Below are 24,052 nucleotides of genomic sequence, written 5' to 3' on the forward strand. Positions count from 1 at the left end.
ATCAGCGGCGGGTCTGCACGCCAATCGGCATGACCTTGCAGGTGCCGGCTTCCAGATCGAACGCCAGGCGCTCGGTCAGCGTTTCCAGCGCGCGGCCATACATGTGCAGATGGCGTATGACGCTGTCGCCCTGGATTTCCACGGCGTGGATGTCGTCAGGCATCAACGCGATGCCCGTGCCGGGGCCGACCACGACGGTGCCGGTCTTTTCCAGCCGGCCCACGCCGGGCACCGAGCCGTCGTCGCTGCGGTCGTAGACGTAGTTGTATTCCACCCCCTCCACCGCCGCGATACAGGCCCAGGTGGTGTGGTTGTGCGGGACGATCTGCTTGCCGGGCCGCATGACGTTCAGGTAGAGCGCATAGCTCTTGTCGGCGTCTTCGGCGATCAGGTAGCGGGCCTGGCGCTCGCCGTCTTCCGGCGCGGGATAGCGGTCCGCCGCCCACCAGTCGGTGTGGCCGGCCAGGTCGATCAATTCGCCCAGGACCGTCTTGAGGCTGTCGCGATTCAGCCCCTTATTTCCTACAGTTTTTTTAATATTTCCGATGGCATTATCGATGCCGGCCTGATGAGGATGCACGTTGCTCATTTTTGTTTTCCCTATTTTCACGAGATATTGCATCGACTGTATTCGCCCTCCTCGCCAGGAACAATTTAAATTGCCTTAATATTCCATTAGCTGCGCTAATACATTGAAGACCCCTATGCGTAACCTGGATCTGGACCTGCTCCGCACCCTGACGGCCATCGCCCGGCACGAAACTTTTTCCGAAGCCGCCAACCGGCTCCACAAGACGCAGTCCGCCATCACGCAACAGATGCAGCGGCTGGAGTCCCTCATCGGCCAGCCCCTGTTCGAAAAGCAGGGCCGCAACAAGGTGCTGTCGTCGCACGGACGCCGCCTGGTCGAGTACGCCCGCCATATGCTGGCCATCAACGACGAGGCGCTGCGCGCCTTGCAGGACGGACCGCTGGAAGGAGACCTGAGGCTGGGCGCGCCGCTGGATGTCGCGGACTCCATCCTGCCCACGCTGCTGACCCACATCGCGCGTTCGGCGCCACGCGTGAAACTGGAAATCCGCACGGACCGCAGTCCGTTCCTGATGGACGCGCTGCGCGCCGGCGAACTAGACCTGACGATATCCACACGTTTCGACCAGGACTTCGAGGGCGTGGCGCTGCGCACCTCGCCCACGGTGTGGCTGGCGTCCGCGGACTATGTGCACGACATGCATGCGCCGGTGCCGCTGGTACTGGCCGACGAACCCAGCATCTTCCGCCGCCTGGCGCTCACGGCCCTGGAACAGGCGCGCGTGCGCTGGCACACCAACTATGTGGCGCCGACGCTGGTGGGGATAAAGGCCGCATTGCGCGCAGGCCTGGGCGTCACGGCGCGCAGCGTGGAACTGCTGGGGCCGGAAATGCGCGTACTGGGAGAAAAGGAAGGGCTGCCGCCCCTGCCGGACGTGACGTACTTCCTGTGGATAAGACCTGATCTGATCAATCCGCTGACGCGGCAGGTCTACGACATGCTCAGGACCAGCCTGGGGCTGGCGCAGCAGGGCGATGCGGCGGCCTAGCCACCGCAGGCCTCAATAGCGGTCGAACAGGCGCTGCAAGGCCGCGGGCTCGCGCGTGAGGCACAAGCCCAGCATCAGCAGGATGCGCGCCTTTTGCGGATTCAGGTCGCGCGCGGCGACGAAACCCAGCCTAGCGTCGTCCAGTTCCACGTCGCGCGCGACGAAGCCGCTGCCCGTGCGGCTGGAGCGCACGACGGCAACGCCATTGTCCGCGGCGCGGCCGAGGCCTTCGATGGCCAAGTCGGTCGTATTGCCGTCGCCGACGCCCGCGAGCACGATGCCGCTGGCGGCGTCCGCCAGGAAATCGATCAGATCGGCTTGCAGGTTGGCGTGCGAGTAAACGATGTCGACGCGCGGCCAGCCGGCCTTTTCCAGCAATGCGAGTGAAAACTCGCTTTCTGTGCTGTGCGCGGTGGTGTTGCGCGAATAGAAGAACGGCACGCCGCCATGCATGACGCCGGCGCGGCCGCGATTGGGCGAAGCAAACGCGCACAGGCCGGCGCTGGCGATCTTCTGGATCTCGCGGGCGTAGTGCACGTCTTCGTTCATGACGACGAGCGGTCCGCGGCCACGCGCGTCGGGATGGCGCGCCAGCGCCACGGCGTTGTACAGATTGGCCGGACCTTCGGCGCCCAGGGCAGTGGCGGGACGCATGGCGCCCACCAGCACCACCGGCTTGTCGTGGCGTATCACCAGGCTCAGGAAGTACGCAGTCTCTTCGAGCGTATCGGTACCGTGCGTGATGACGATGCCGGCCACCGAGGCGTCGCGGCACAGCGCATCCACGCGCTCGGCCAGCGCGCGCCAGACCGCATTCGTCATGTTCTGGCTGCCGACGTTGGCAACCTGTTCGGCGCGGATGTCGGCGATGCCGGCCAGTTGCGGCACGGCGGCCAGCAGGTCAGCGACGGAAAAGGAGCCGGCCTTGTAGCCGGCGGAGGTCGCGTCGGCCTGGGCGCCCGCAATCGTGCCGCCCGTCGCCAGTACCGCGATGACCGGCAGCGCGCGTTCAGGCATCCACCACTCCGGACAGGCCCTGGCGTTCCAGCAGGGAGTTCAAGTGTTCCCAGCCATGGAAGTCGATGACGATCTGGCCTTTTTCCTTGGCGCCCACCTTCAGCGCGACGCGCGTGCCCAGATGGTCGGACAGGGCTTCTTCCAGGCGCGTCAGGTCGCGCGATGCGCCGTTGGCTTTCTTCTTGGGCGCGGCCGAAGACTCGGCTTCCTTGGCGGTCTTGGCGACCAGCTTTTCAGCCTCGCGTACCGACAGGCGGCGCGCGATGATCTGGTTGGCCAGCTGGATCTGCGTGGCGGCGTCCACGGCCAGCAGCGCGCGCGCGTGGCCCATGTCCACGTCGCCCGCCAGCAGCATGGTCTGCACGGCGGCCGCAAGGTTCAACAGGCGCAACAGGTTGCTGGTGGCGGAGCGCGAGCGGCCGATGGCTTGGGCGGCCTGTTCGTGCGTCAGTCCGAATTCGTCCAACAGCCGGCGCACGCCCTGCGCTTCTTCCAGCGGGTTCAGGTCTTCGCGCTGGATGTTTTCGATCAGCGCCATGACGGCCGCGTTCTCGTCGGCCACTTCGCGCACCAGCACCGGTACTTCCTTCAGGCCCGCGAGCTGCGCGGCGCGGAAACGGCGTTCGCCCGCGATGATTTCGTAGTGGCCGGGCGCGGTCTCGCCCAGTGCGCGCACAAGAATGGGTTGCATGATGCCTTGTGTGCGGATCGATTCGGCCAGTTCGCCCAATGCGCCCTCGTCCATGCGCGTGCGCGGCTGGTATTTGCCGGCGCGCATCTTCGAGACGGGCAAGGTGGACGGCGGACCCTCGGGCTTGGCGGCGGCGGCCTTGCCGATGTTCTCGATGGCAGGCGCGTCCGCGCCGAGCAAGGCGTCCAGTCCGCGGCCCAATCCCTTGGGTTTCTTGGTGGCCATAGTTAAATCCTCTTTCCTTCTGTTTTTGTATCCCGAGCCATGCTCAGGCGTCCGTCTGCTCGGCGGGCAGACGGTACCAATACGCGTAACAGTCTTTGAAACCGTAGCGGCCATACAAGGCGCGCGCGGCTGTATTCTCCGGCTCAACCTGCAAATAGGCTGTGGTGGCGCCGCCGGCGGCGCCTGTTGCCAACAAATGTTCAATCAAGGCGGCGGCGTAGCCTTTGCGCCGCTGCCCCGGGTCGGTAACGATGTCGAACAGGCCGAGCAGATCGCCATCGCGCACGGCCAGGCCCGCGGCCACGCACTGTCCCGCCGCGTCCGTCGCCAGCACCGGCGAGATATCCACAGCCAGGCCTTGCAGGCGTGCGTGATGTTCGGCGATATGCCTGGATTCCGAGCCGCGCATTGTCCCCACCGTCGCCGCGAAGCGGTCGGCATCGACAATATTGAAAAGCAGATCGCCCCGGGCGCCAGGCCTGGGGGCGAGCGACGTGCACATGACTCGGGTCTCGCCGGTAAAGGTATAACCGCGGGACTCCAGCTCGGCGTCGAGGGAAAAATCGGGACCGATGGAGGTGATGCGCAACACCATGGGCAAGCCATGGCGCGCATACAACGAAGAACAATACGCCAGCCGCTCGTCCAGCGGACGTGTGGATAACCCCAGCACGTTGACGCTGCGCACGCGCTTGGCCGGAGACGCCGCGTAGCGCACCAGCCAGCCGTCGTAAAGCACCTGCGCGCCGACCGCCGTCGCGTTCAACGCGGCCTCTTCCAGACGCGTGCGCAGGCTGTCGCGCGCGTCGACGCGCGGCGTGCCGGGAGCTTGCGTATCAGTCTGGGAAAAGAGCGTGACGGCGGACATGGTTACGGCCTACTTCAGGTCCTTTTTCACGCGCTCGATCATTTCGGCGCCGAACGAGATGTAGGCTTGCGCGCCGCGCGAGGCGCGGTCGTACACCACGCCGGGCATGCCGTAGCTGGGCGCTTCGGCCAGGCGCACGTTGCGCGGCACGACGGTCTTGAAAACCTTGTCGCCGAAGTGCGCTTCGAGCTGCGCCGACACCTGCTGCTGCAACGTCATGCGCGGGTCGAACATGACGCGCAACAATCCGATGACGCGCAGATCGTCGTTGATATTCCGATGCACGCGCTTGATGGTGTTGACCAGATCGGACAGGCCTTCCAGCGCGAAGTACTCGCACTGCATCGGAATGATGACGCCATGGGCGGCGGCCAATCCGTTCAGGGTCAGCAACGACAGCGTCGGCGGACAATCGATCAGCACGAAGTCGTACTGGGTAGCAACGGTGTCGATCGCGGCCTTCAGTTGGCGTTCGCGCTGTTCCATCTGCACCAGGTCGATCTCGGCGCCGGACAGCTCGCGGTTGGCGGGCAGCACGTCGTAGCCGCCGGATTCCGACTTCACGCGGGCCTGCTCGATGCTCGACTCGCCGATCAGCACTTGGTAGAGATTCGACTCCAGCGTGTTCTTGTCGATGCCGCTACCCATCGTAGCGTTGCCTTGCGGGTCCAGGTCCACCAGCAGCACGCGTTGGTTGTGCGTGGCAAGGCCGGCCGCCAGATTGATGGCGGTCGTCGTCTTGCCCACACCGCCCTTCTGGTTGGCAATGCAGAAAATGCGGGCGGTGGTGCTGGGGGGTATGTTCTTCATAGGGTTCCTTGACTACGGCGCATCCAGATGAGGCAGCGCTCGGCCTGCAGCTCGGGCACGCTCAACGGCTGGATGTGATCGACTTGCCATTCTCCGCGCGCATGCAGCGCCTGTATTTCGTCCTCGGGGACCTTGCCCTTCATGGCGACGAGGGTACCATCGTTGCGCACATGGCGACCTGCGAGTTGCGCAAAATCGTCCAAGCTTGCGAAGGCGCGCGACGTGACAATGTTGCACTCGGCGGGAGCCAGCGTTTCGATGCGCGCATGGCTGGCCTGCAGATTGGGCAAGGCCAGCACGCCACTCATTTGCCGCACGAATGCCGTCTTCTTTTCAACGGCGTCCACGCAGGTCACGGCCCAATGGGGCCGCATGATTGCCAGAACGACGCCAGGCAGGCCACCGCCCGATCCGACGTCGTAGACCTTGGCGGGTGCGCCGGAAGCGCCCAGCGCCTCGCTCAGCGGTCCCACGGCGGCCAGACTGTCGAACAGGTGCTGGATCAGCATCTGCTGGGGATCGCGGATGGCGGTGAGGTTGTAGGTGCGATTCCAGCGCTGCATCTGCGACAGATAGTTCAGCAGCTTGGCCATCGCCGCAGCGTCGGCATCCAGTCCCAGTTGCGCGCATGCGCGGGACAGGCGGCCGGCCATGTCCGCGCCGGCCGTATCGGCGTGCGCGCTCATGCCGCTTGCTTGCGCGAGCCGTAATGCAGGCGCTTCAAATGGATCAGCAGCAACGAAATTGCAGCGGGAGTGACGCCCGAGATCCGAGCGGCCTGGCCGATGGTCTCGGGACGATGCGACTTGAGTTTCTGGCGCACTTCGAACGACAGGCTGGTCACCGCGTCGTAATCGACGTCGGCAGGGATGGCCTGCTGTTCGTGCGCAATCTGTTTCTGGACTTCGACCTGCTGGCGGTCGATATAGCCGGCGTACTTCACCTGGATCTCGACCTGCTCGGCCAGGACTTCGTCCTCGACCACGCCCGGGCCCGCGAGCAGCGAGCCGTCGGCGTTGCGGGCAGCCATCAGGGCTTCATAGGAAACATTCGGACGCTTTAGCAGATCTGCAAGTGAGTACTCACGTTCAATGGCTTTGCCCAACAGAGGCTCAGCCACTTCCGCCGGCAGCACTCGCGGATTCACCCAAGAAGACTTCAGGCGTTCGACTTCGGCCGCCACGGCATCTCGTTTGCGGTTGAAAGCGTCCCAACGCGCATCGTCGACGATGCCAAGCCGGCGACCGATTTCCGTCAAACGCAGATCGGCGTTGTCTTCACGCAGGCTCAAACGATATTCGGCGCGCGAGGTAAACATGCGGTACGGTTCCGTCACGCCGCGCGTGACCAGGTCATCCACCAGCACGCCCAAATAGGCTTCGTCGCGGCGCGGAGTCCATTGTTCGCGATCCAGTGCGAGCAGCGCAGCGTTGACGCCAGCCAACAAACCTTGAGCCGCCGCTTCTTCGTAGCCGGTGGTGCCATTGATCTGTCCGGCGAAGAACAGGCCTTCGATGGCCTTGGTTTCCAGCGTGCTCTTCAATCCACGTGGATCGAAGTAATCGTATTCGATGGCATAGCCCGGGCGCAGGATGTGGGCGTTTTCCAGTCCAGGCAAGGAATGGATCAAATCCAGCTGAACATCGAACGGCAGGCTGGTCGACACGCCGTTCGGATAGACCTCGTGCGTGTCCAGGCCTTCGGGCTCCAGGAAGACCTGGTGCGATTCCTTGTCGGCGAAGCGGTGGATTTTGTCTTCGATCGACGGGCAGTAGCGCGGACCCACTCCTTCGATGACGCCGCTGTACATCGGCGAGCGGTCGAGACCACCGCGAATGATGTCGTGAGTGCGGGCGTTTGTGTGCGTGATCCAGCACGGCAGCTGGCGCGGATGCATGGCCACGTTGCCCATGTAGGAGAACACCGGAATCGGATTCAGGTCGCCCGGCTGCTCTTCCTGGATGCTGTAGTTGATCGAACGGCCGTCGATGCGGGGAGGCGTACCGGTCTTCAGGCGACCCTGCGGCAGCTGAAGTTCCTTCAAGCGTTGGCCCAACGAGATCGCGGGAGGATCGCCTGCGCGGCCGCCGGAATAGTTCTGCAGCCCCACGTGGATCAGACCGTTGAGGAACGTACCAGCGGTAAGCACCACGGACTTTGCCCGGAACTGCAAACCGATCTGGGTGATGGCGCCAACCACGCGGTCGCCCTCCACCATCAGGTCTTCGACCGCCTGCTGGAACAACCACAGATTCGGCTGGTTCTCAAGACGGCCACGGATGGCCTTGCGGTACAGAACCCGATCTGCTTGAGCGCGCGTCGCGCGGACCGCCGGTCCCTTCGAGCCGTTCAGGATGCGGAACTGGATCCCCGCTTCGTCCGTTGCCAAAGCCATGGCGCCGCCTAGGGCGTCGACTTCTTTGACAAGGTGGCCCTTGCCGATCCCGCCGATGGAGGGATTGCAAGACATTTGGCCTAGGGTTTCGATGTTGTGCGTCAGCAGCAGGGTCTGGGCGCCAGTGCGCGCGGCAGCCAGCGCTGCTTCGGTGCCGGCGTGGCCGCCACCGACGACGATGACATCGAATTCGCGGGGATAGTCCATGATGGGGGGAGGTAAGAGAGCGTTCGGTGCTCATTATAGAGGCAGGGATTACATGTTTCACGTGAAACATGCTTCGGCGCAGCATTGGCGTTAAAAGAGGACGATGGACGTAGGCAAATGGCAACTGCGGAACACGCGCCCCGGCTGGAATATGTCGGCATTTGCCACTGCTTTCGGGATCATGTTTCACGTGGAACAGCGTATGGGACAAGATCGATAGTGGGCTTGGCTAACCCGGCGGCCAGAACTTGAACATATCTTCGCCGTACTCCTTCTGCTGGTGACTCAAGAGATATGGGTGCTCATGGAGGGAACTTAGGTCTCATGTTTCACGTGGAACATCGAGGCTGGATGTTGGCCCTTGCATTGGCGTCTTGGAAATTTCACTACCCTCTAGAGACCAGCATTTATGCTGCGCTCCAGTCTCGATGAGCGAGAGTGTCCACATATCACGCAAAAGATCTGCCTGCGCAAGCTAGGCCGTCACCTAGCTCATCTATGTTTCACGTGAAACACGCATCCTAAACCTCGCCTAGATGTGACCGTGCCTCTGACTGCCGTATGCGAAATACCGCTCCGTCAGCACACCCCTTCCGTGACAGATTCATAAAGAAGAATGGCCTCTTCTCAACTGAGGGTCGCAAACAGCGGCGCCAATCAATTGTTGTCGAAAGAATCTCGGGCCAATCAGTTTGCCGAGGCTGAGTTATGAATCCATCAACCAGCAATGTTTCACGTGAAACATCGGCTACCCAAGCGCACACGGTGACCAATGTTCCACGTGAAACATCGACACTAGGGCTCCATTGCGCGCACATTTTCGATGCCATTCCTAAGGATGTTCCACGTGAAACACGGATCAACTTCCGTTAGTACGCACATCCGTCAGACCAAATACTGAAGAAATCGCCAGGACGCCTAACGATGCGCCCCTTCCAAGCACAAAATTCAGATGTCAATCCTATGAAGGTTCATCCAATAAAATTCGATTTTTCTGACCCTACCCTACCCCTTACCCCTAAAACTCCAAAATTTCCTCGGTTTCACGTGAAACAGCGTGGCCATGGAAGCTAGACGCAGCAAAGAGAAATCGGTCAGATGCGTTGATATCCCCGCTCAAAATCTGCTCGGTCAATCCTTTGAGCCGGTCCTCCAGCAGACGGAGTCCGTAGGCAAGATCAATGACTCGGAATACAAAACTGGCTCAAACCTGAAAATACGGCGCCCTCGAGGAAAGAAAACAGCGTTATTGATCCAAGCGATCGTCTGGCTAGCGCGTCCTGTAGATTCGAATCCAACCGACGAAATCCATCTATATGTGGATAACGACGAAGCCTCAAATCCTCGTGTCGATCCGTCCCACACAATCTGCACAGCCTTATCAACAATCTCCAACCCACCTTTCGTCCCGCCGACATACCGGTTTCACGTGGAACAACTCTGGGGATAAGTCGAGGGACGCTCCGACGACAACTGACATAAAGGCCATACACAGCCGCGCCCCTCAAATCGCTCAGATCATTGAAAAAGCACAAATGCGCAACAGCCTTACCTATGGCGGCAATCAACTATTTCTATTCTGAAGAACGGATAAAGTGGATTGGGGCTACTGCCGGCAAGGCACCGAGTTGGTCCACAATTCCGTGGAAAACTTTGTGGATAAGATGGTCGAGCGGCGCGGGACCGCGTTTCAGATCCACCCGCACAAGCGGCGCCGAAAGCCGCCAGGGGAACTCTTGTGCCAAGCTTTAGTCAAACGGGAAGTCTTATATTGTCTCTGCGGGATATCCACATCTTTATCCCCGCGTCCCCGTCCTGCGGTTAACCGTTGCGTATTGACCGTGACAAATCCTCTGTAGATTCATTGACCAAACAAGCATCTTGCCCTCGTCCCGGACGGCACGCCATCATCCATTTGGGTGAGTGCATGTCTTCCATGTGAATCCCTGTGGACAACTGCAAGTACAGAATCCGGCGCACAAATCTTAAGTCCCCAAAACACGGGAGTGACGCTTCAGCAGCATCCTCCGAAAATTGCCCGCCGCTGCCCGCAACTTCCCCGAAGCCATCCGTCTTCCGGCTCCTATCCCCATTTCTATCCACAGGCCAACGGCACCCAACCGCAAGCCAAACGGCGTAATTCTGTGCATAACCAGGATGGGGATATCTTTGTGAACAACCGGCTTCCGCAGGCCTGAAAACGGGCCACACGCGCTCCCAGAAGCGGCGCTAGCCCGACGCTGTATTCGCGTCCACACAGGGCTGGAAAGCCCTTTAAATGCCTGTATTCCCTAGGGAAAGGCCATGTTTGGACATGAACATGGCCTGAGCCCGACGCCACGCCAGGCGTATTGGATCAGCCTGCAATCCATTCCCAAAAAAATGGGATAACTGTGCAAAACCCCGCCGCGGATAAAGCCATTGCTTCATTGCTGAGCACGAAAATACTCATGCCCAAAAATAATTATCCACAAACTTATCCACGGCTGGAGAATATGTTAGTGATTACTAACTAATAGATTTTCGGCTTGGGAAAAACACCGGCCGCAAATGAAACAACGCCCCAGACCGGAAGGTCTTGGGGCGTTGTAGCCAGGCCTAGCCTGGCTGACGGGAAATTGGGATTTCCCGATTTAGAGCGGGCGAATTTCGGCCGCTTGAGGTCCTTTCGGACCATCCTTGACTTCGAATTCGACTTCCTGGCCTTCGTTCAGGCTGCGATAGCCGCGGCCCTGGATGGCGGAAAAGTGCGCGAAAACATCGGTGCCACCAACGTCCGGCGTGATGAAACCGTAACCCTTGTCAGCGTTGAACCACTTAACTTTGCCCTTCTGAGCCATTTTTTCTAGCGTCCTGTAATTAACTCGAAATGCACTGAATCAAGGACGCCGTGAGAACTGAACGACCGGTAGTAGTACCTGCGTTGCTGCTGCGTTCCCGCTTGCCGCCTAGCTGCAGAAACGAGTCCGCGCGCTGCTTGAATCAACTGCGTAATCAGCATACTCAGGCCACATTACAGACTCATATAGTTGTTTACCCCAATGTCGTATTTTTAAGACTGGAAGCCCGTTGCGCTACGCTGCGTTGCTCTGCCGGCGCGCCAGAAAAGCGTAGATCGGCCCGGTCACGATCACCACAAAAACCATGCGCGTGACGTGGAATGCGGTGACCACGGGAACGCCCAATTGCAGCACCTTCGCGGTGATGGCCATCTCGGCAATGCCGCCCGGCGTGGTGCCGAGGATCAGCGTCGGAATGGGCGCCGCGGACCACAGCGATAGCAATGCGCCCAGGCCGAACGCCAAGGCCAGCGCGGCAACCGTGAACCCCGCCACGGCAGCAATGAAGCGCGGCGCGGCGCGGAAGAAATCCGGCCGGTAGCGGTCGCCCAGCGACCAGCCGATCAGGAGCTGGCCGATCTTCGGTACATAGTCGGGCAATGCGGACAGTTCGATGCCGTTGACGGTCAGTATCATCGCCACCAGCATCGGGCCCAGCACCCAGGGATTGGGCAGCCGCAGCTTCATGAAAGCCGTGCCACCGATGCAGGTCAGTCCGACCAGCGCCGCCAATCCCCATCCATGAACCACCTTGGGCCCCGGCACCGTGGGATCCAGCCCCGCCACGCCCCACCACTGAAAAATGAAGGGCACGGTAACCACAACCATCAGCACCCGCACACTGTGCGCGGTCGCCACGCGGTCTATCCGCGCCCCATGGCGTTCCGCCAGGTTCGCCATTTCGCTGGCGCCGCCTATCGCCGAGGAGAACCAGGCGGTCTTGAAATCCGCATCCGTGTAGCGGCGCAGTATCGCCGTACCCAGGAATGCCAGCCCCAGCGCGAACAACATGCCGACAATGATGGGGCCGGCATTGCTGCCGATATGCCCTATTACCTGCGGCGTGAAATACAGGCCCAGCGACGTGCCGATGACCCATTGCCCCGCATTGCGCGCGGGCCTGGGGCATGCGGTGCCCAGCCCCGCGATGCGCGTGGCCGCCGTCACCAGCAGCGCGCCAAGCATCCACGGCAGCGGGATATGCGCCCATACGGCCAGCAATGCGCCGGCCACCGCGATGGCCAATCCGCCCATCACCCTCCACAACATGTTCTGCACCTCAACCCCGTATGCGTCTTAAGCTCATGAGAAACCGAATTATGAGTTAGTGGGATACTTACGAAAACTTTCTCTGCTAGCAACGTTCCCTTTCGCGTCCACCATGATCCGATCCAAACTTCCCGACGTTGGCACCACCATCTTTACCGTGATGAGCCGCCTGGCCATCGAGCACAAGGCCATCAACCTGGGCCAGGGCTTTCCCGACTTCGATCCCGATCCCGCCTTGTGCGCGCTGGTCACCAAGGCCATGGCCGACGGCCACAACCAATATCCCTACATGCCCGGCGTTGCGCCGCTGCGCGAAGCCATCGCCGCCAAGACGCGCGAACTCTACGGCCACGCCTACGATCCGGAAACCGAGATCACCGTCACCAGCGGCGCAACCGAGGCGCTGATGGCCACGGTGCTGGCCGCGGTAGGCAGCGGCGACGAAGTCGTCGTCATCGAGCCCTGCTACGACTCCTATCTGCCGGCGATCCGCCTGGCGGGCGGCACCGCTGTGCCCGTGCCGCTGCGCGCGCCCACCGAAGCCGATCCCTACTACCGCATCGACTGGCAGCGCGTGCGCGACGCCATCACGTCGAAGACGCGCCTCCTGATGCTGAACTTCCCGCACAACCCCACCGGCGCCGTGCTCGACGACAGCGACCTGGACGCGCTTGAAGCCATCGTGCGCGACACCGGTGTGCTGTTGGTATCCGACGAGGTCTACGAACACATCGTGTTCGATGGCAAGCCCCATGCCAGCGTCGCGCGCCGCCCTCTGCTGGCCGAACATGCCTTCGTGATCTCTTCCTTCGGCAAGACTTATCACACCACCGGCTGGAAGATCGGCTACTGCTGCGCGCCGCGCCAGCTCAGCGCCGAACTGCGCAAGGTGCACCAGTTCATGGTCTTCACCGTGCCCTCGCCCATGCAATTCGCGCTGGCGGAATTCATGCGCGATCCCAAACCCTATCTGGACCTTCCAGCTTTCTATCAGGCCAAGCGCGACCGCCTGGCGCAAGGCCTGGCCAAGACGCGCTTTCGCCCCCTGCCCAGTCCCGGCACATTCTTCCTGCTGGCCGACTACGGCCAGATCTCCAAGCAGAATGAAGCGGACTTTGCGCGCGACCTGACGTTGAACCACGGCGTAACGGTAATCCCGGTATCGGCGTTCTACCGACAGCCCGACGCGCCTGAATCCAATCATCGCATCGTGCGTTTCTGCTTCGCCAAAAAGGACGCGACGCTTGATGCCGCGCTGGAACGCCTTGCAAGCGTTTAATTGAAGAAAAGACTAGGTCGACGGAAAAACTAGAAACTCTCGCGGAGCCTATATATAAGAGCCATTCTTCAAATAAATGAATAAAAGCTCATATTTATAGGCGGCTTCATCCGCACGAATTCCGAGACAAAAAAGGGGCGCCCATGAGGCGCCCCTTGCAATTTCCGGTCAATATCCCGCGGCCGGCCGCTGCCCTTTACAGCAACCGCGCCACCATTGGATCAGACCGGATCAGCGGCAAGCTTTTTCGCGGCGCGCATGCGACGCATGAGCTGCGGCAGGATCACCACCGCGGCCGCGCCTACCCACATCGCGATCGACACCGGGCTGGCAAACAAAACGGCCACATCGCCATCCGTCATCGACAGGGCCCGGCGCAGGTTCTGTTCCATCATGTTGCCCAACACCACGCCCAGCACCAGCGGCGCCATCGGCACGCCGAACTTGCGCAGGAAGTAGCCCAGCGCACCGATGCCGGCAACCAGCAACAGATCGAAGGTGCCTGCGTTGATGGCATAGACGCCGATATAGCTGATGCACAGAATGCCGGGCACCATCAGCCAGCCAGGCACCGACAGCACCTTGGCGAAGAAGCGCACCAGCGGCACGTTCATGACGAACAGCAGCACGTTGGCCACGAACAGCGAAGCAATCAGGCCCCACACCAGTTCAGGCTTGGTATCGAACAGCACCGGGCCAGGCGTGATGTTGTAGAGCGTCAGCGCGCCCATCATGACTGCAGTGGTGCCCGAACCGGGCACGCCCAAGGTCAGCATGGGCACGAACGAGCCGATGGCCGACGCGGTGGCCGCGGCTTCCGGCGCAACCAGGCCGCGCATGTCGCCCTTGCCGAACTTGGCTTCCGGATCCTTGGCCTCGATGATGCGTTTTTCCTGCGAGTACGCCACGGCGGCGGCCACGCTGGCGCCGGCGCCCGGCAGCACGCCGACGCCAAAGCCCACGAACGCGCTGCGCACCACGCTCCACCAGGTGTACGCCATTTCCTTCAGATTGAAGAGTTTGCGGCCGCTGGCCTTGACCTCGACGCTGTGTCCGGCCATCACCTTCTCCAGCATTTCCAGCATCTCGGCGACCGCAAACAGCGCAATCACGACCACCACGAAATCGATGCCATCGGCCAGGTGCACGGACTCGAACGTGTAGCGGTAGACGCCCGAATTCGCGTCCACGCCCACCACCGAAATCGACAGGCCTATCATCGCCGCCAGCACGCCCTTGATGGGCTGCTTGCCCAGCAGGCTGGTCAGGCAGCAGAACGCGAAAATCATCAGCACGAAGTATTCGGCGGGGCCGAAGGCAAGCGCCCATTTCGCCAACAGGGGCGCAAGCAGGATGATGCCCACCACCGACACGATGGCGCCGAAGAAGGCGGACCACGCCGACAGCGACAGCGCCACGCTGGCCAGCCCCTGACGCGCCAGCGGATAGCCGTCCAGCGTCGTCATGATGGCGCTGGCCTCGCCCGGCACGTTCAGCAGGATCGCGGTGATCCGGCCGCCGTACTCGGCGCCCACGTACACCGCGGCCAGCAGGATCAGCGCGGTCTCGGGCGGCAGGTTCATGGCAAAGGCGATCGGTATCAGCATCGCCACGCCGTTGACCGGCCCCAGCCCGGGCAGCACGCCCACCATGGTCCCGATGAACGAGCCGATCATCGCGACCAGCAGGTTCGTCAGGGTAAAGGCGACGCCGAAGCCGATCGCCAAATGATCAAGAATGCCGCTCATATCAGCGTCTCCAGCAAACCGGCGGGCAGAACCACGTCCAGCACCTTGTCGAACAGCAGGAAGAACAACACGCTCATGACGACTCCGCCGATGGCGCACTTGACCCAGCCGCCGCCAAACAAGCGTCCGACGAATACCGTCATCAAGGTCGTGGCGATCACGAAACCCAGCCACTGGAACAGGAAGGCATAGGCCACCGTGAACGCCATCATCAGCGCGATGCGGCCATTGGCTCCGGGCGGATTGGCCTCGACCTTGTGGCCGCCCTTGTAGACCAGCCACAGGCCGCAAAGGCCGATGATCAGCGCCAGCAGCAGCGGGAAGGCGCGCGGGCCCACCGGCTCATAGGCGAACGGAGCTTCGATGCCCCAACCCGCCACGGTCATGAAGGCAGCGAGCGCAAGCGCCCCCACTCCCAATATTCGATCGTTCATGATCACATTTCCGTTGTAGTCGCATCGCGCGGCGCAGCCCTCCCCGGCCGCCGCGGCAAAGCCGGCGGCGGGGAAGTCCTGCGGACGCGATAGGGAGAAACGCCTTGCGGCTTACTTCTTGACCAGGCCGAAGGTATCGGCGAGCTCGCCGTAGGCCTTGACCTGGCTCTTCACGTAGGCGTCCAGTTCAGGACCCGTCTTGTTGAAGGGGAACAGGCCTTGCTGCTGGCGCAGCTTGTCGAACTCGGGCGAGGCCGTTGCCTTGTTGAAGGCGTCGACCCAGAACTGGTAATCGCTGTCCGACACCTTGGGGCCGACGTAGAAGCCGCGGATGATGGGCCAGACGATGTCGTAGCCCTGTTCCTTGGCGGTGGGCACCGTGCCCAGCTTGCCCGGCAGGCGCTGGTCGTTGAACACGGCCAGCACGCGGATGGGGGCGCCGCCTTCCAGCATGGTGAAGGCTTCCGCCGCGTCACCCATGTAGGCCTGGATATGACCGCCGCGCAGCGCGGTCACGGCCTCGCCGCCACCTTCAAAGGCGACGAAGCGCATCTTCTTGAAATCCACGCCCGCGGCTTTGGCGGTCAGCGCGGCCTTCATCCAGTCCTGGCTGCCCACGGTGCCGCCGGCGCCCAGCACGATCTTGGTCGGATCCTGCTTGAAGGCGTCCATCAGGCTCTTCAGGTCGGTGTACGGGGAATCGTTGCGGACCACCGCCACGCCGTAGTCGGTGCCGATGGCGGCCAGCCAGCGCACGTCGTTGACGTTGTACTTGCCGAACTTGCCCTGGGCCAGGTTCAGCAGCGAACCGCCCGAAAACGCCACGATGGTGCCCGGTTCGTTCGGGTGCTGGGCCACGATGTTGTTGTAGGCCACGGCGCCAATGCCGCCAGGCATGTAGACGATGCGCATGGCGGTCTTGAGGGCGCCGCTCTGCTTCAGGCCTTCGGTGGCCAGGCGGCAGGTCAGGTCGAAACCGCCACCGGGCTGGGCGGGCGCGATGCATTCCGGGCGGCGGGGCTCGTCGGCCGCGTGCGCGGCGCCCAGGGACAAGGTAATCGCGCCCAGCGCCGCGACGGCGGCCAGGCGCAGCTTCAGACTAGTCTGCATTTTTTGCGTCTCCAAGGATTTATAGGTCTAGGTATGGCTGGAAGCCCAGTTCAGACGGCTCTTTCCGCTATGGCGGCCCCAGTGGACGCAACCGTACAAAAACGAAGCTTTCCAAAACCTTTCAAAACCGGCCGTTTTCGTGATGCGCCGCAGCATCCTCTCTGCTTTCCAGGGTAAACACCAGTGCGGCCCGCAAGCCCGGCAATGGCGCCCGGTTCTCCAGCACCAGGCGCGCGCCCAGGATTTCGGCGATGGTTCCCACGATGGCCAGTCCCAGACCGGCGCCGGGCTTGTTCTTGCCCGCGGCTCCGCGCCGGAAGCGGACGCAGGCGCGGGCAATGTCCTCGGCCGACATGCCCGGACCGCTGTCTTCGACCACCAGCCTGGCCTGTCCGCCTTCCGCCTGGATGCGCACGGTGACCTCCCCGGCGGGCGAGGTATAGCGGATGGCGTTGTCCACCAGGTTGCTGACCGCTTCCCGCAGCAACCATTCCGCTCCCTGGACCGTCACCGGCCGGATTTCGGCGTCCAGGCCTATGTCCAACTGACGGGCGCGGGCGGTGGGCAGCAGGCTGCGGATGACCGCATCGGCCAGCTCGACCAGGTCCACCGGCTCCGGGGTGAATCCGCCTTCGGCCAGGGAGGCGTCTTTAGCGCGCGCCAGGGCGAGCATTTGGTTGGTGGTACGTACGGCCCTGTCCAGGCCCTCCTGCATCGCCAGAAGGGCTGTACGGACCTCCTGGGGGTCTGTTTCGCGCAGGGCATAGGCCGTCTGGGTCCGCAAAACCGACAAAGGCGTGCGCAATTGATGCGAGGCGTCGTCCAGGAACTGGCTCTGGACCCTCGCCTGGGCCGCAAAACGGGCCATGTGGAGGTTTACAGCCCCGACTAGGGGTAGGACCTCACCTGGCATCTCCGAAGCGCTCACGGGGCTTAAATCGTCCGCAGAACGCCCTTCCACTTCCTGTCGCAGCCTGGCCAAGGGACGCAAGGCCATGAAAACTCCCAGGATGATCACCAGGACGCTGATCAGGATCACCGCCAGGTCGCGTTCCACCGAGCGCACCAGCACCTGGTGCAGGAAGGCTTGGCGGGTATCCAGCCCTTCGGCAACCTGCACCACTACCCGTCCCCCTTTATTTGCGTACAGGGGCGGGTCCATGGGGCGCGCCAGCGCCGCCACCCTTACGGGCGTGCCCTGGTAGTCGGCGTAGAAAAACCGGGGTTCGCCGGAGACCAGCGGTTCGGCAGGCATGGGCAGGCCGGGACTGCCGATTTCCGCCAGCCCGTCCTCGGTGGCCACCCGGTAGAACACGCTGCCATTGGCCGTCAGCTCGAAAAATTCAAGCATCAGGTACGGCTGCTCCATGGCTAATCCACCGCTGGCTGTGGATATGTTGTGGTCGATCGCGCGCAGCGCTCCGGAGAGCGAACGGTCGTAGGCAATGTCGACCTGGTTGCGCAGCTGGTGGTTCGACAGCCAGAGCGCGCCCATCATCACGAAGACCAAGGTCGGGATCAGCCACCAGAGCAACTGCGTTTTCAGGGTGCGATTGCGTTTTTTCGTCGCAAAAAATCCCTTTTTTTCCGCACTTCTAGTTGTCAACAAGGTTCTCCAGGCAGTAGCCCATGCCGCGCATGGTCACTATTTGCACACCTGTGTCCGCCAATTTTTTTCGCAGACGGTGCACCACGACCTCGATGGCTTCCAGGTTGATGTCGGCATCCTCGGTCAGGATGCGGTCCAGGATCTGCTGCTTGTTGATGGGTTCGCCGCTTTTCTGGATCAGTACCCGCAGAACCGAGTGTTCACGTGGGGATAACTGCAAGGGCTGTCCGCCAGCAGTGAATTTCTGGGAAGACGTCTCGAAAACCAGGTTTCCCAGCGTCAGCCGGGGGTGTTCGCGTCCGCGGCTGCGGCGAATGAGCGCAATCAGGCGCGCCTCCAACTCTTCCACAACAAACGGTTTCGGCAGGAAATCGTCCGCTCCCTGGTGCAGGGTGCCGATTTTTTCGGCCAGCGAATCGCGCGCGGTCAAGACCAGGACCGGCGTACGGTCGTCCCGCGCGCGAATCTTCGCGAGCAAAGCATGGCCATCCATGCCCGGAAGTCCCAGATCCAGGATGACCGCGTCGAACTCTTCCATCGCCAGCCTTCTTTCGGCGACCAGTCCGTCATCAGCCCACTCAACGACGAAACCCGCATGTCTGGCCAGGCTTCTTGAAAGCCAGCGAGCAAGTTCAGCTTCGTCTTCTATCAAGAGGATGCGCATGGACGGAGTCCGGGGGGGGATGGCTGGGCGGAATGGGAGAGCATGTTTGGCTTTTCCTTTATTTCTCTTTATATAAAGACTAATGATTAATAAGGCCTGTGGATAACTACCTTAACCTTGAAAACCTCTTTTTTTTCATCAGCTTGCAGCCGTTTTTGGCTGTGCAAGAACTCTGTGTGGGAAAAAAGCTGAAGTTGGACAAGATTTTGGACCATGGCCAAAACCAGTGCTTGTTCAACTTGCCTCCACAAAATGTGCACAAGCCGTCGCCTTAGGAGTTATCCACAGGCCCTTTCTGCCGAGCCGCGGTCAAAAACGGCACTTTTACCCCGAAAAACGGCCTGATGCCTACCCGCTTTTTTGCCCTTCTGAAGGCCCTCAGAGGCTCTCCAAGGCGTTCGCGGAACTGGGGGTTCGAGGGGGGACGCGCCCGCTTTCTTGACTGGCAACTGAACAAAAAGTGAGCAGGTTCCGCCGTAGAATTCCGCCATGGCGACAGAAATCAGAATCAAGAAATCCGGGTGGGCAATCTGGCTGAGAAGCCGTTTGTTGGCCGACAATTTGCCGGCCACCCTTTGCGCGGCGGCGCTGATGGGCTTGTTGGGGGCGCTGGCCACCGTAGTCTTCCGAGAAATGCTGGGCTGGACGCAAATGCTGCTCGGCGGCGAGGACGCTCCGCACGGCATGGTGTCGCTGGCGCGGGGGCTAAGCCCCTGGCAGCGCTTCCTGATGCCGGCGATCGGGGGCGCCGTTGCCGGCGCCATCCTGCAGCTGGCCGCGACCTGGCTGCCCAAGCGCGGCGCGGCGGACTACATGGAGGCGATTTCCATCGGCCGCGGCGTCATCGGCTTTCGCCAGACGGTCGCTCGCAGCCTTTCGTCGATTTTTTCCATCGGATCCGGCGCCTCGATCGGCCGCGAAGGCCCCATGGTGCAGCTGGCGGCGATGCTGTCATCCCTGACGGGGCGCTATCTGGTGTTGCCCCCCAGGCATTTGCGGCTGCTGGTCGCCTGCGGCGCCACGGCGGGGATCACGGCCGCCTATAACGCGCCCATTGCCGGCGCCCTGTTCATTTCCGAGATCGTCTACGGCGTGATTGCTTCCGCCACGCTGGTGCCGTTGGTCGTATCGTCGGTCGTGGCGAACATAGTGACCAGGCAGATCCTGCATTACGACGCGGTTTTTCATATGCCGCCATTCACCTTCGTGTCCGGCTGGGAAGTCATCAATTACCTGGGGCTGGGCGTCGTCGCCGGCCTGGCGGCGCCGCAATTCCTGCGTTTTCTGGACACGGCGCGCGCCGCGTTCGGCCGCTTGCCAGCTCCGCTGTGGATCCGCATGGCCCTGGGCGGCCTGATCGTCGGCGCGTTATCGGTGGTGAATCCCGAGGTCTGGGGCAACGGCTACAGCGTCGTGAACAGCATGCTGCACACCCAATGGGCCTGGCAGGCGGTGGCCGCCATCCTGCTTCTGAAGACGTTGGCCACCGCGGCCAGCGTGGGCTCGGGGGCGGTGGGCGGCGTTTTCACGCCGACCTTGTTCGTGGGGGCGGCGTTGGGCGCTTTGTATGGAACCGGCCTGCAGGCTTTGTTTCCCGCGGGCGATTTGTCGGCGGTATCCAGCTATGCCGTGGTGGGAATGGGAGCCTTGCTGGCCGCCACCACCTATGCGCCGCTGATGTCCATCCTGATGATTTTCGAGATGACGCTCAGCTATGAAGTGATGCTGCCGCTGATGCTGGCCTGCATCACGGCCTATGTGATCGCGCATCGCATACGGCCGGATTCCGTTTACGCGAAATCTCTGGCCAGCAACCGTCGCGCGCAGCGCGTGATCGCCAGGGAACGCGAGGAATGAACGAATCTTCTATTTACGAGTAATTGCTCGTATTAAAGAAAATGATAAAAAGCCCTTTATAAGAGGGATTTTTTCATGAAAACACGATGCAGCCCTATCTCCACGGCGCGATGAGTTTCGACATAGCCGTAGCGCTGATAGATCGCAATGTTCTCCGTCATTTTCTCCTGCGTGTACAGCCGGATGCAGGCATGGCCTGACCGTCGCGCCTCGCTTTCGGCGAACAGCATCAGATCGCGGCCATAGCCCTTGCCCTGGGCCTCTGGCGCCACCGCGACGTTGTCCAGCAGCATGCAGTCGGCTTCCGGAATCAACACCAGAACGCCCTGGACCGAGCCTTGCTCCAGCAGCACATGGACGACGCCCTCTGCGATGCGGGCGGAATAGTCGTCGCGCATGGGACCGGGCGTGGCGCCGATACGCGCGACATAGTGCCCATAAGCCTGGGCGACGATTCTTTCCACCTCGGGCAAGTCATCGGGCGTGGCGGGACGGATGTGGGGGCGCATGCGGAATCCTGAACGGGGCAGTGTCTGGGACGGAGGCGATTCCAGGAATATAGGGGCTGCTGGAGGCTCCAAGCTTGTTTTATTAATTAGTTATAAAATTTATAACCAATAGTTCGTGTGTATACCCCGAAGATGATGTGCGATCACCGAAGAAGTGAAAGGAGTGATCCCGCAAAGGAGTGTCAATGGCACCGAGTACGTCTTTTCCGGCTGATGGCGCGCCCGACAACCTCTGGACCGAGTACGCAAGGTTCCACGAGTCTTGTTCGAGAGTGCTGGACCGGATCGAATATCACAGGGATAGCGGCCTGGCCCTGTCGGAAAGCGAGCTTAGCGAATTGAGGACGATGATCCTCAATCTCAACGCGTTCGGCCGCCTGCTGCATGGCAAGCGGGGCAAGGAAATGCGCATGTTGGCGCGGCGCGCGAATCTGGCGCTGGGCAATGCCAGCGATGAATCCCTGGTCGAAATCCAGGAAGGCGACGAAGCCGAGGACAATCCCGCTACCGTGACGGGTTGAGCCCTGAGCCGCGGATCCGATCCCGTCAGGCGGGGCGCGCCAGCGAGAGCCTGCGCCCCACGGCACCCAAAGCCTTGAGCGTATACAGCACGAGCAGGGAGCCCGTGACGTCTCCAGTCACCATGGCGACAAATCCGTCCGCCAGCGCCGCCCGTTCTCCCTGCAGAAAGAACCAGAGATGATGAATGCTCGTATTCATCAAGGCGTAGACCACCGCGCAAACCAGCAGCCGCCAGGCCGTCAGATTCATCAGGTCCGGCCGCAGATGCAGCGCGCACCTGGCCCACCGGTAGGCCAGATAGGGAGCGGCCGCGGCCATGATGCCGCCGGCCACCGATCGGAGCACGTCATCGGGAAAGTAGTAGAAGAAGCAAGCGATCCAGGATCCGCCCAATAGGCCCAGCGCCGCTGGCAGGCCGAACAGCAGGGTGCATATCAGGCGCACGCCCGCTGGCAGATAGACCCAATTGATGCCGCGCACGAATTCCAGGTTGGTGAACACCCATTCGTTGACCGCCAGACTCGCAAGAAACAGCGCCGCCGTTGCCAGAGCCCACTTACCCTGATCTAGAATGTTCCGCATGTCTCGAATTCCGCCGCTTATCGGTCGCCGCGCTCATTATCCATGAAAGAAAAAAAGAGACCTGCCGATATCTACCTGCGTTTCTTGCGCCTGGCCGATGCGCTGCGCGGCCTGCCTTCGCTGCCGTCGCTCGATCCCGTGGAAGAACGGATATTGACCTTGATCGCACGCGCATCGCAGGAACAGCGCAGACTGTCCGTGCGCGACGTGATGGCCGTGGACAGCATCGGTTCGCCGGCAACCTTGCATGCCCGCCTGAAGTCGATGCGCAGCAAGGGCTGGGTGCTGCTGGTCGATACCGAGGATGCCCGCCGCAAGCAGGTCGAACTGAGCCAGGCCGCGCTGTCGCATTTCGACCGGCTGTCCGAGTGCCTGGTCGAAGCGACGCGCAAGCCCTGACGGCCTCACGCAGGCGGCACCGTAGCGCGCCGCGGCTTATTTCCCGATGCAGAAGCTCGAAAAGATCTCGCCCAGCAGATCGTCGCTGGTGAACTTGCCCGTGATGCTGGAAAGGCTGTCGTGAGCCAGCCGCAGCTCCTCGGCGAACAGGTCCAGCACCCGGTCGTCCTGCTCCGCATGCGCGCCGGCCAGTTCCAGGTGTTCCGCCGCATCCTGCAGGGCGTGCAGATGCCGTTCGCGCGCCAGCCACGGAGATTCGCCTCCGGGATTCCAGCCCGCGATGCGCAGCAGTTCGGCGCGCAGCGCGTCCAGGCCCATGCCGCGCTTGGCCGAGATGCCAAGTTCCTGCGGGCCCGAGGCAAACGCTGTGGATAACAGGTCCACCTTGTTGAATACCTTCAGCACCGGCGTGCGCGGCGGCAGGCGTTCGGTGATTTGGGCGTCGAGCTCGTCGCCCGGTTGCGTCGCGTCCTGCAGGTGCAGGATGACGTCGGCGCGTTCGATTTCCTGCCAGGTGCGCGCAATGCCGATGCTCTCCACGGTGTCTTCGGTTTCGCGCAGGCCGGCCGTGTCGACGATATGCAGCGGCACGCCGTCGATATGGATCTCTTGCACCACCTTGTCGCGGGTCGTGCCCGCGATGGGCGTGACGATGGCGATGTCGTCGCCGGCCAGCGCATTGAGCAGGCTGGACTTGCCGACATTGGGCTGGCCCGCCAGCACCACGTGCAGGCCCTCGCGCAGGATCACGCCTTGGCGCGCCTGGGCGATCAGGGCGGCGAGGTCGGCCGTCAACGCGTCCAGCGTCGGGCGCGCCTGGTACTTCTCCAGGAAGTCGATTTCCTCTTCGGGGAAATCCAGCGTGGCCTCGACCAGCATGCGCAAATGGATGATGCGGTCCGACAGGTCGTTCACGCGCGCGGAAAAGTCGCCCGACAGCGAGGCCATGGCGCCGCGCGCGGCTGCCACCGAGGAGGCTTCGATCAGGTCGGCCACGGCCTCGGCCTGCGCCAGGTCCATGCGGTCGTTCAGGAAGGCGCGGCGCGTGAATTCGCCAGGCTCGGCCAAGCGGATGCCGAGATCGCGGCCGGCGGCCAGGCAGCTATCCAGCACGCGGCGCAGCACGGCGGGGCCGCCATGGCCTTGCAGTTCGAGCACGTCTTCGCCGGTATAGGAATGCGGCGCGCGGAAGTAGATGGCGATGCCCTCGTCCAGCAGCTCACCGCTGCCGGATTTGAATGGCAGGTAGTGCGCGTGGCGCGGCGTGAGTTCGCGCTGGAACAGGCGGCGCGCGAGTTCGGACAGGTCCGCGCCGGAGATGCGAACAACGCCGATGCCGCCTCTTCCGGGGGCGGTTGCGATGGCGGCGATGGGGTCGTGAGCGGACATATTTCGAGCAAGGCGAAGCGAGAACAATAAGGGAATATAACTGTTGCG

Annotated in this window: 22 protein-coding genes; 5 read left to right on the forward strand and 17 right to left on the reverse strand. The window is 62.1% G+C overall.

From position 1 onward, the window contains the following. Position 1 precedes the first annotated feature (1 nt). A complete protein-coding gene (locus tag HWY37_RS20665) occupies positions 2–589 on the reverse strand; it encodes a cysteine dioxygenase family protein (protein ID WP_175205400.1) in 588 nt (195 codons plus the stop codon). A 115-nt stretch (positions 590–704) separates the two neighbouring features. On the opposite strand from HWY37_RS20665, the gene HWY37_RS20670 reads away from it, so the two are divergent. After that, complete coding sequence (locus HWY37_RS20670) at positions 705–1,580, forward strand: LysR substrate-binding domain-containing protein (protein ID WP_175205399.1); 876 nt, start codon at positions 705–707, stop codon at positions 1,578–1,580. A gap of 12 nt (positions 1,581–1,592) precedes the next feature. Here HWY37_RS20670 and HWY37_RS20675 read toward each other — a convergent pair whose 3' ends face one another. The 8 genes from HWY37_RS20675 to HWY37_RS20710 all read right to left on the reverse strand — a co-directional run bounded on the left by HWY37_RS20675 (position 1,593) and on the right by HWY37_RS20710 (position 11,902). After that, the gene (locus HWY37_RS20675; protein ID WP_175205398.1) at positions 1,593–2,597 is read right to left on the reverse strand and encodes an asparaginase; all 1,005 of its coding nucleotides are present in this window, start codon (positions 2,595–2,597) and stop codon (positions 1,593–1,595) included. Continuing rightward, complete coding sequence (locus HWY37_RS20680) at positions 2,590–3,513, reverse strand: ParB/RepB/Spo0J family partition protein (protein ID WP_175205397.1); 924 nt, start codon at positions 3,511–3,513, stop codon at positions 2,590–2,592. Before HWY37_RS20680 ends, HWY37_RS20675 begins: the two co-directional genes overlap by 8 nt. 43 nt (positions 3,514–3,556) lie before the next feature. After that, entirely contained in the window at positions 3,557–4,381 is an 825-nt protein-coding gene (locus HWY37_RS20685) for a GNAT family N-acetyltransferase (RefSeq protein ID WP_175205396.1), read from the reverse strand. Between the two features lie 9 nt (positions 4,382–4,390). Continuing rightward, entirely contained in the window at positions 4,391–5,191 is an 801-nt protein-coding gene (locus HWY37_RS20690; RefSeq protein ID WP_175205395.1) for a ParA family protein, read from the reverse strand. After that, complete coding sequence (gene rsmG, locus HWY37_RS20695; RefSeq protein ID WP_175205394.1) at positions 5,188–5,877, reverse strand: 16S rRNA (guanine(527)-N(7))-methyltransferase RsmG; 690 nt, start codon at positions 5,875–5,877, stop codon at positions 5,188–5,190. The genes HWY37_RS20690 and rsmG overlap by 4 nt, the downstream gene beginning before the upstream one ends. After that, positions 5,874–7,793: a tRNA uridine-5-carboxymethylaminomethyl(34) synthesis enzyme MnmG gene (mnmG, locus tag HWY37_RS20700; protein WP_176089732.1), complete on the reverse strand. Its 1,920-nt coding sequence runs from the start codon at positions 7,791–7,793 to the stop codon at positions 5,874–5,876. Before mnmG ends, rsmG begins: the two co-directional genes overlap by 4 nt. A 2,633-nt stretch (positions 7,794–10,426) precedes the next feature. Further along, positions 10,427–10,633, reverse strand: coding sequence for a cold-shock protein (locus tag HWY37_RS20705; RefSeq protein ID WP_006216596.1), 207 nt, complete (start codon positions 10,631–10,633; stop codon positions 10,427–10,429). A 234-nt stretch (positions 10,634–10,867) separates the two neighbouring features. Then, complete coding sequence (locus HWY37_RS20710; protein ID WP_246302355.1) at positions 10,868–11,902, reverse strand: AbrB family transcriptional regulator; 1,035 nt, start codon at positions 11,900–11,902, stop codon at positions 10,868–10,870. A gap of 112 nt (positions 11,903–12,014) precedes the next feature. On the opposite strand from HWY37_RS20710, the gene HWY37_RS20715 reads away from it, so the two are divergent. Then, positions 12,015–13,181 (forward strand): pyridoxal phosphate-dependent aminotransferase, encoded by a 1,167-nt coding sequence (locus HWY37_RS20715; RefSeq protein ID WP_175205392.1) that lies wholly within the window; start codon positions 12,015–12,017, stop codon positions 13,179–13,181. A gap of 221 nt (positions 13,182–13,402) precedes the next feature. On the opposite strand, the gene HWY37_RS20720 is transcribed toward HWY37_RS20715, so the two are convergent. The 5 genes from HWY37_RS20720 to HWY37_RS20740 form a co-directional block, all read right to left on the reverse strand. After that, entirely contained in the window at positions 13,403–14,929 is a 1,527-nt protein-coding gene (locus HWY37_RS20720; RefSeq protein WP_175205391.1) for a tripartite tricarboxylate transporter permease, read from the reverse strand. Beyond that, positions 14,926–15,363 carry a tripartite tricarboxylate transporter TctB family protein gene (locus HWY37_RS20725; protein ID WP_175205390.1) on the reverse strand — a complete coding sequence of 146 codons (438 nt, stop codon included), beginning with the start codon at positions 15,361–15,363 and terminating at the stop codon, positions 14,926–14,928. Before HWY37_RS20725 ends, HWY37_RS20720 begins: the two co-directional genes overlap by 4 nt. Before the next feature lie 111 nt (positions 15,364–15,474). Beyond that, positions 15,475–16,473, reverse strand: a complete 999-nt coding sequence (locus HWY37_RS20730; protein ID WP_175205389.1) for a Bug family tripartite tricarboxylate transporter substrate binding protein — start codon at positions 16,471–16,473, stop codon at positions 15,475–15,477. 121 nt (positions 16,474–16,594) lie between these two features. After that, the gene (locus HWY37_RS20735; RefSeq protein WP_373418171.1) at positions 16,595–18,079 is read right to left on the reverse strand and encodes a sensor histidine kinase; all 1,485 of its coding nucleotides are present in this window, start codon (positions 18,077–18,079) and stop codon (positions 16,595–16,597) included. After that, positions 18,069–18,746 (reverse strand): response regulator, encoded by a 678-nt coding sequence (locus HWY37_RS20740; protein ID WP_176089733.1) that lies wholly within the window; start codon positions 18,744–18,746, stop codon positions 18,069–18,071. The genes HWY37_RS20735 and HWY37_RS20740 overlap by 11 nt, the downstream gene beginning before the upstream one ends. 489 nt (positions 18,747–19,235) lie before the next feature. Between HWY37_RS20740 and HWY37_RS20745 the strand changes: the two genes are divergently transcribed. Then, positions 19,236–20,603: a ClcB-like voltage-gated chloride channel protein gene (locus HWY37_RS20745; RefSeq protein ID WP_175205386.1), complete on the forward strand. Its 1,368-nt coding sequence runs from the start codon at positions 19,236–19,238 to the stop codon at positions 20,601–20,603. A gap of 56 nt (positions 20,604–20,659) precedes the next feature. Here the strand turns inward: HWY37_RS20745 and HWY37_RS20750 are convergent, their stop codons facing one another. Beyond that, a complete protein-coding gene (locus HWY37_RS20750; RefSeq protein WP_176089734.1) occupies positions 20,660–21,112 on the reverse strand; it encodes a GNAT family N-acetyltransferase in 453 nt (150 codons plus the stop codon). A gap of 185 nt (positions 21,113–21,297) precedes the next feature. Between HWY37_RS20750 and HWY37_RS20755 the strand changes: the two genes are divergently transcribed. Next, positions 21,298–21,633 carry a hypothetical protein gene (locus HWY37_RS20755; RefSeq protein ID WP_175205384.1) on the forward strand — a complete coding sequence of 112 codons (336 nt, stop codon included), beginning with the start codon at positions 21,298–21,300 and terminating at the stop codon, positions 21,631–21,633. A 25-nt stretch (positions 21,634–21,658) separates the two neighbouring features. Here HWY37_RS20755 and HWY37_RS20760 read toward each other — a convergent pair whose 3' ends face one another. After that, positions 21,659–22,216, reverse strand: coding sequence for a hypothetical protein (locus HWY37_RS20760; protein WP_175205383.1), 558 nt, complete (start codon positions 22,214–22,216; stop codon positions 21,659–21,661). A 42-nt stretch (positions 22,217–22,258) separates the two neighbouring features. On the opposite strand from HWY37_RS20760, the gene HWY37_RS20765 reads away from it, so the two are divergent. After that, entirely contained in the window at positions 22,259–22,615 is a 357-nt protein-coding gene (locus HWY37_RS20765; protein ID WP_175205382.1) for a winged helix-turn-helix domain-containing protein, read from the forward strand. Positions 22,616–22,651: 36 nt separating this feature from the next. Here the strand turns inward: HWY37_RS20765 and mnmE are convergent, their stop codons facing one another. Continuing rightward, positions 22,652–24,004: a tRNA uridine-5-carboxymethylaminomethyl(34) synthesis GTPase MnmE gene (gene mnmE / locus HWY37_RS20770; RefSeq protein ID WP_175205381.1), complete on the reverse strand. Its 1,353-nt coding sequence runs from the start codon at positions 24,002–24,004 to the stop codon at positions 22,652–22,654. Between the last annotated feature and the right edge of the window lie 48 nt (positions 24,005–24,052).

This window comes from Achromobacter anxifer (genome assembly GCF_903652925.1).
Taxonomy (GTDB): Bacteria; Pseudomonadota; Gammaproteobacteria; order Burkholderiales; family Burkholderiaceae_B; genus Achromobacter; species Achromobacter anxifer.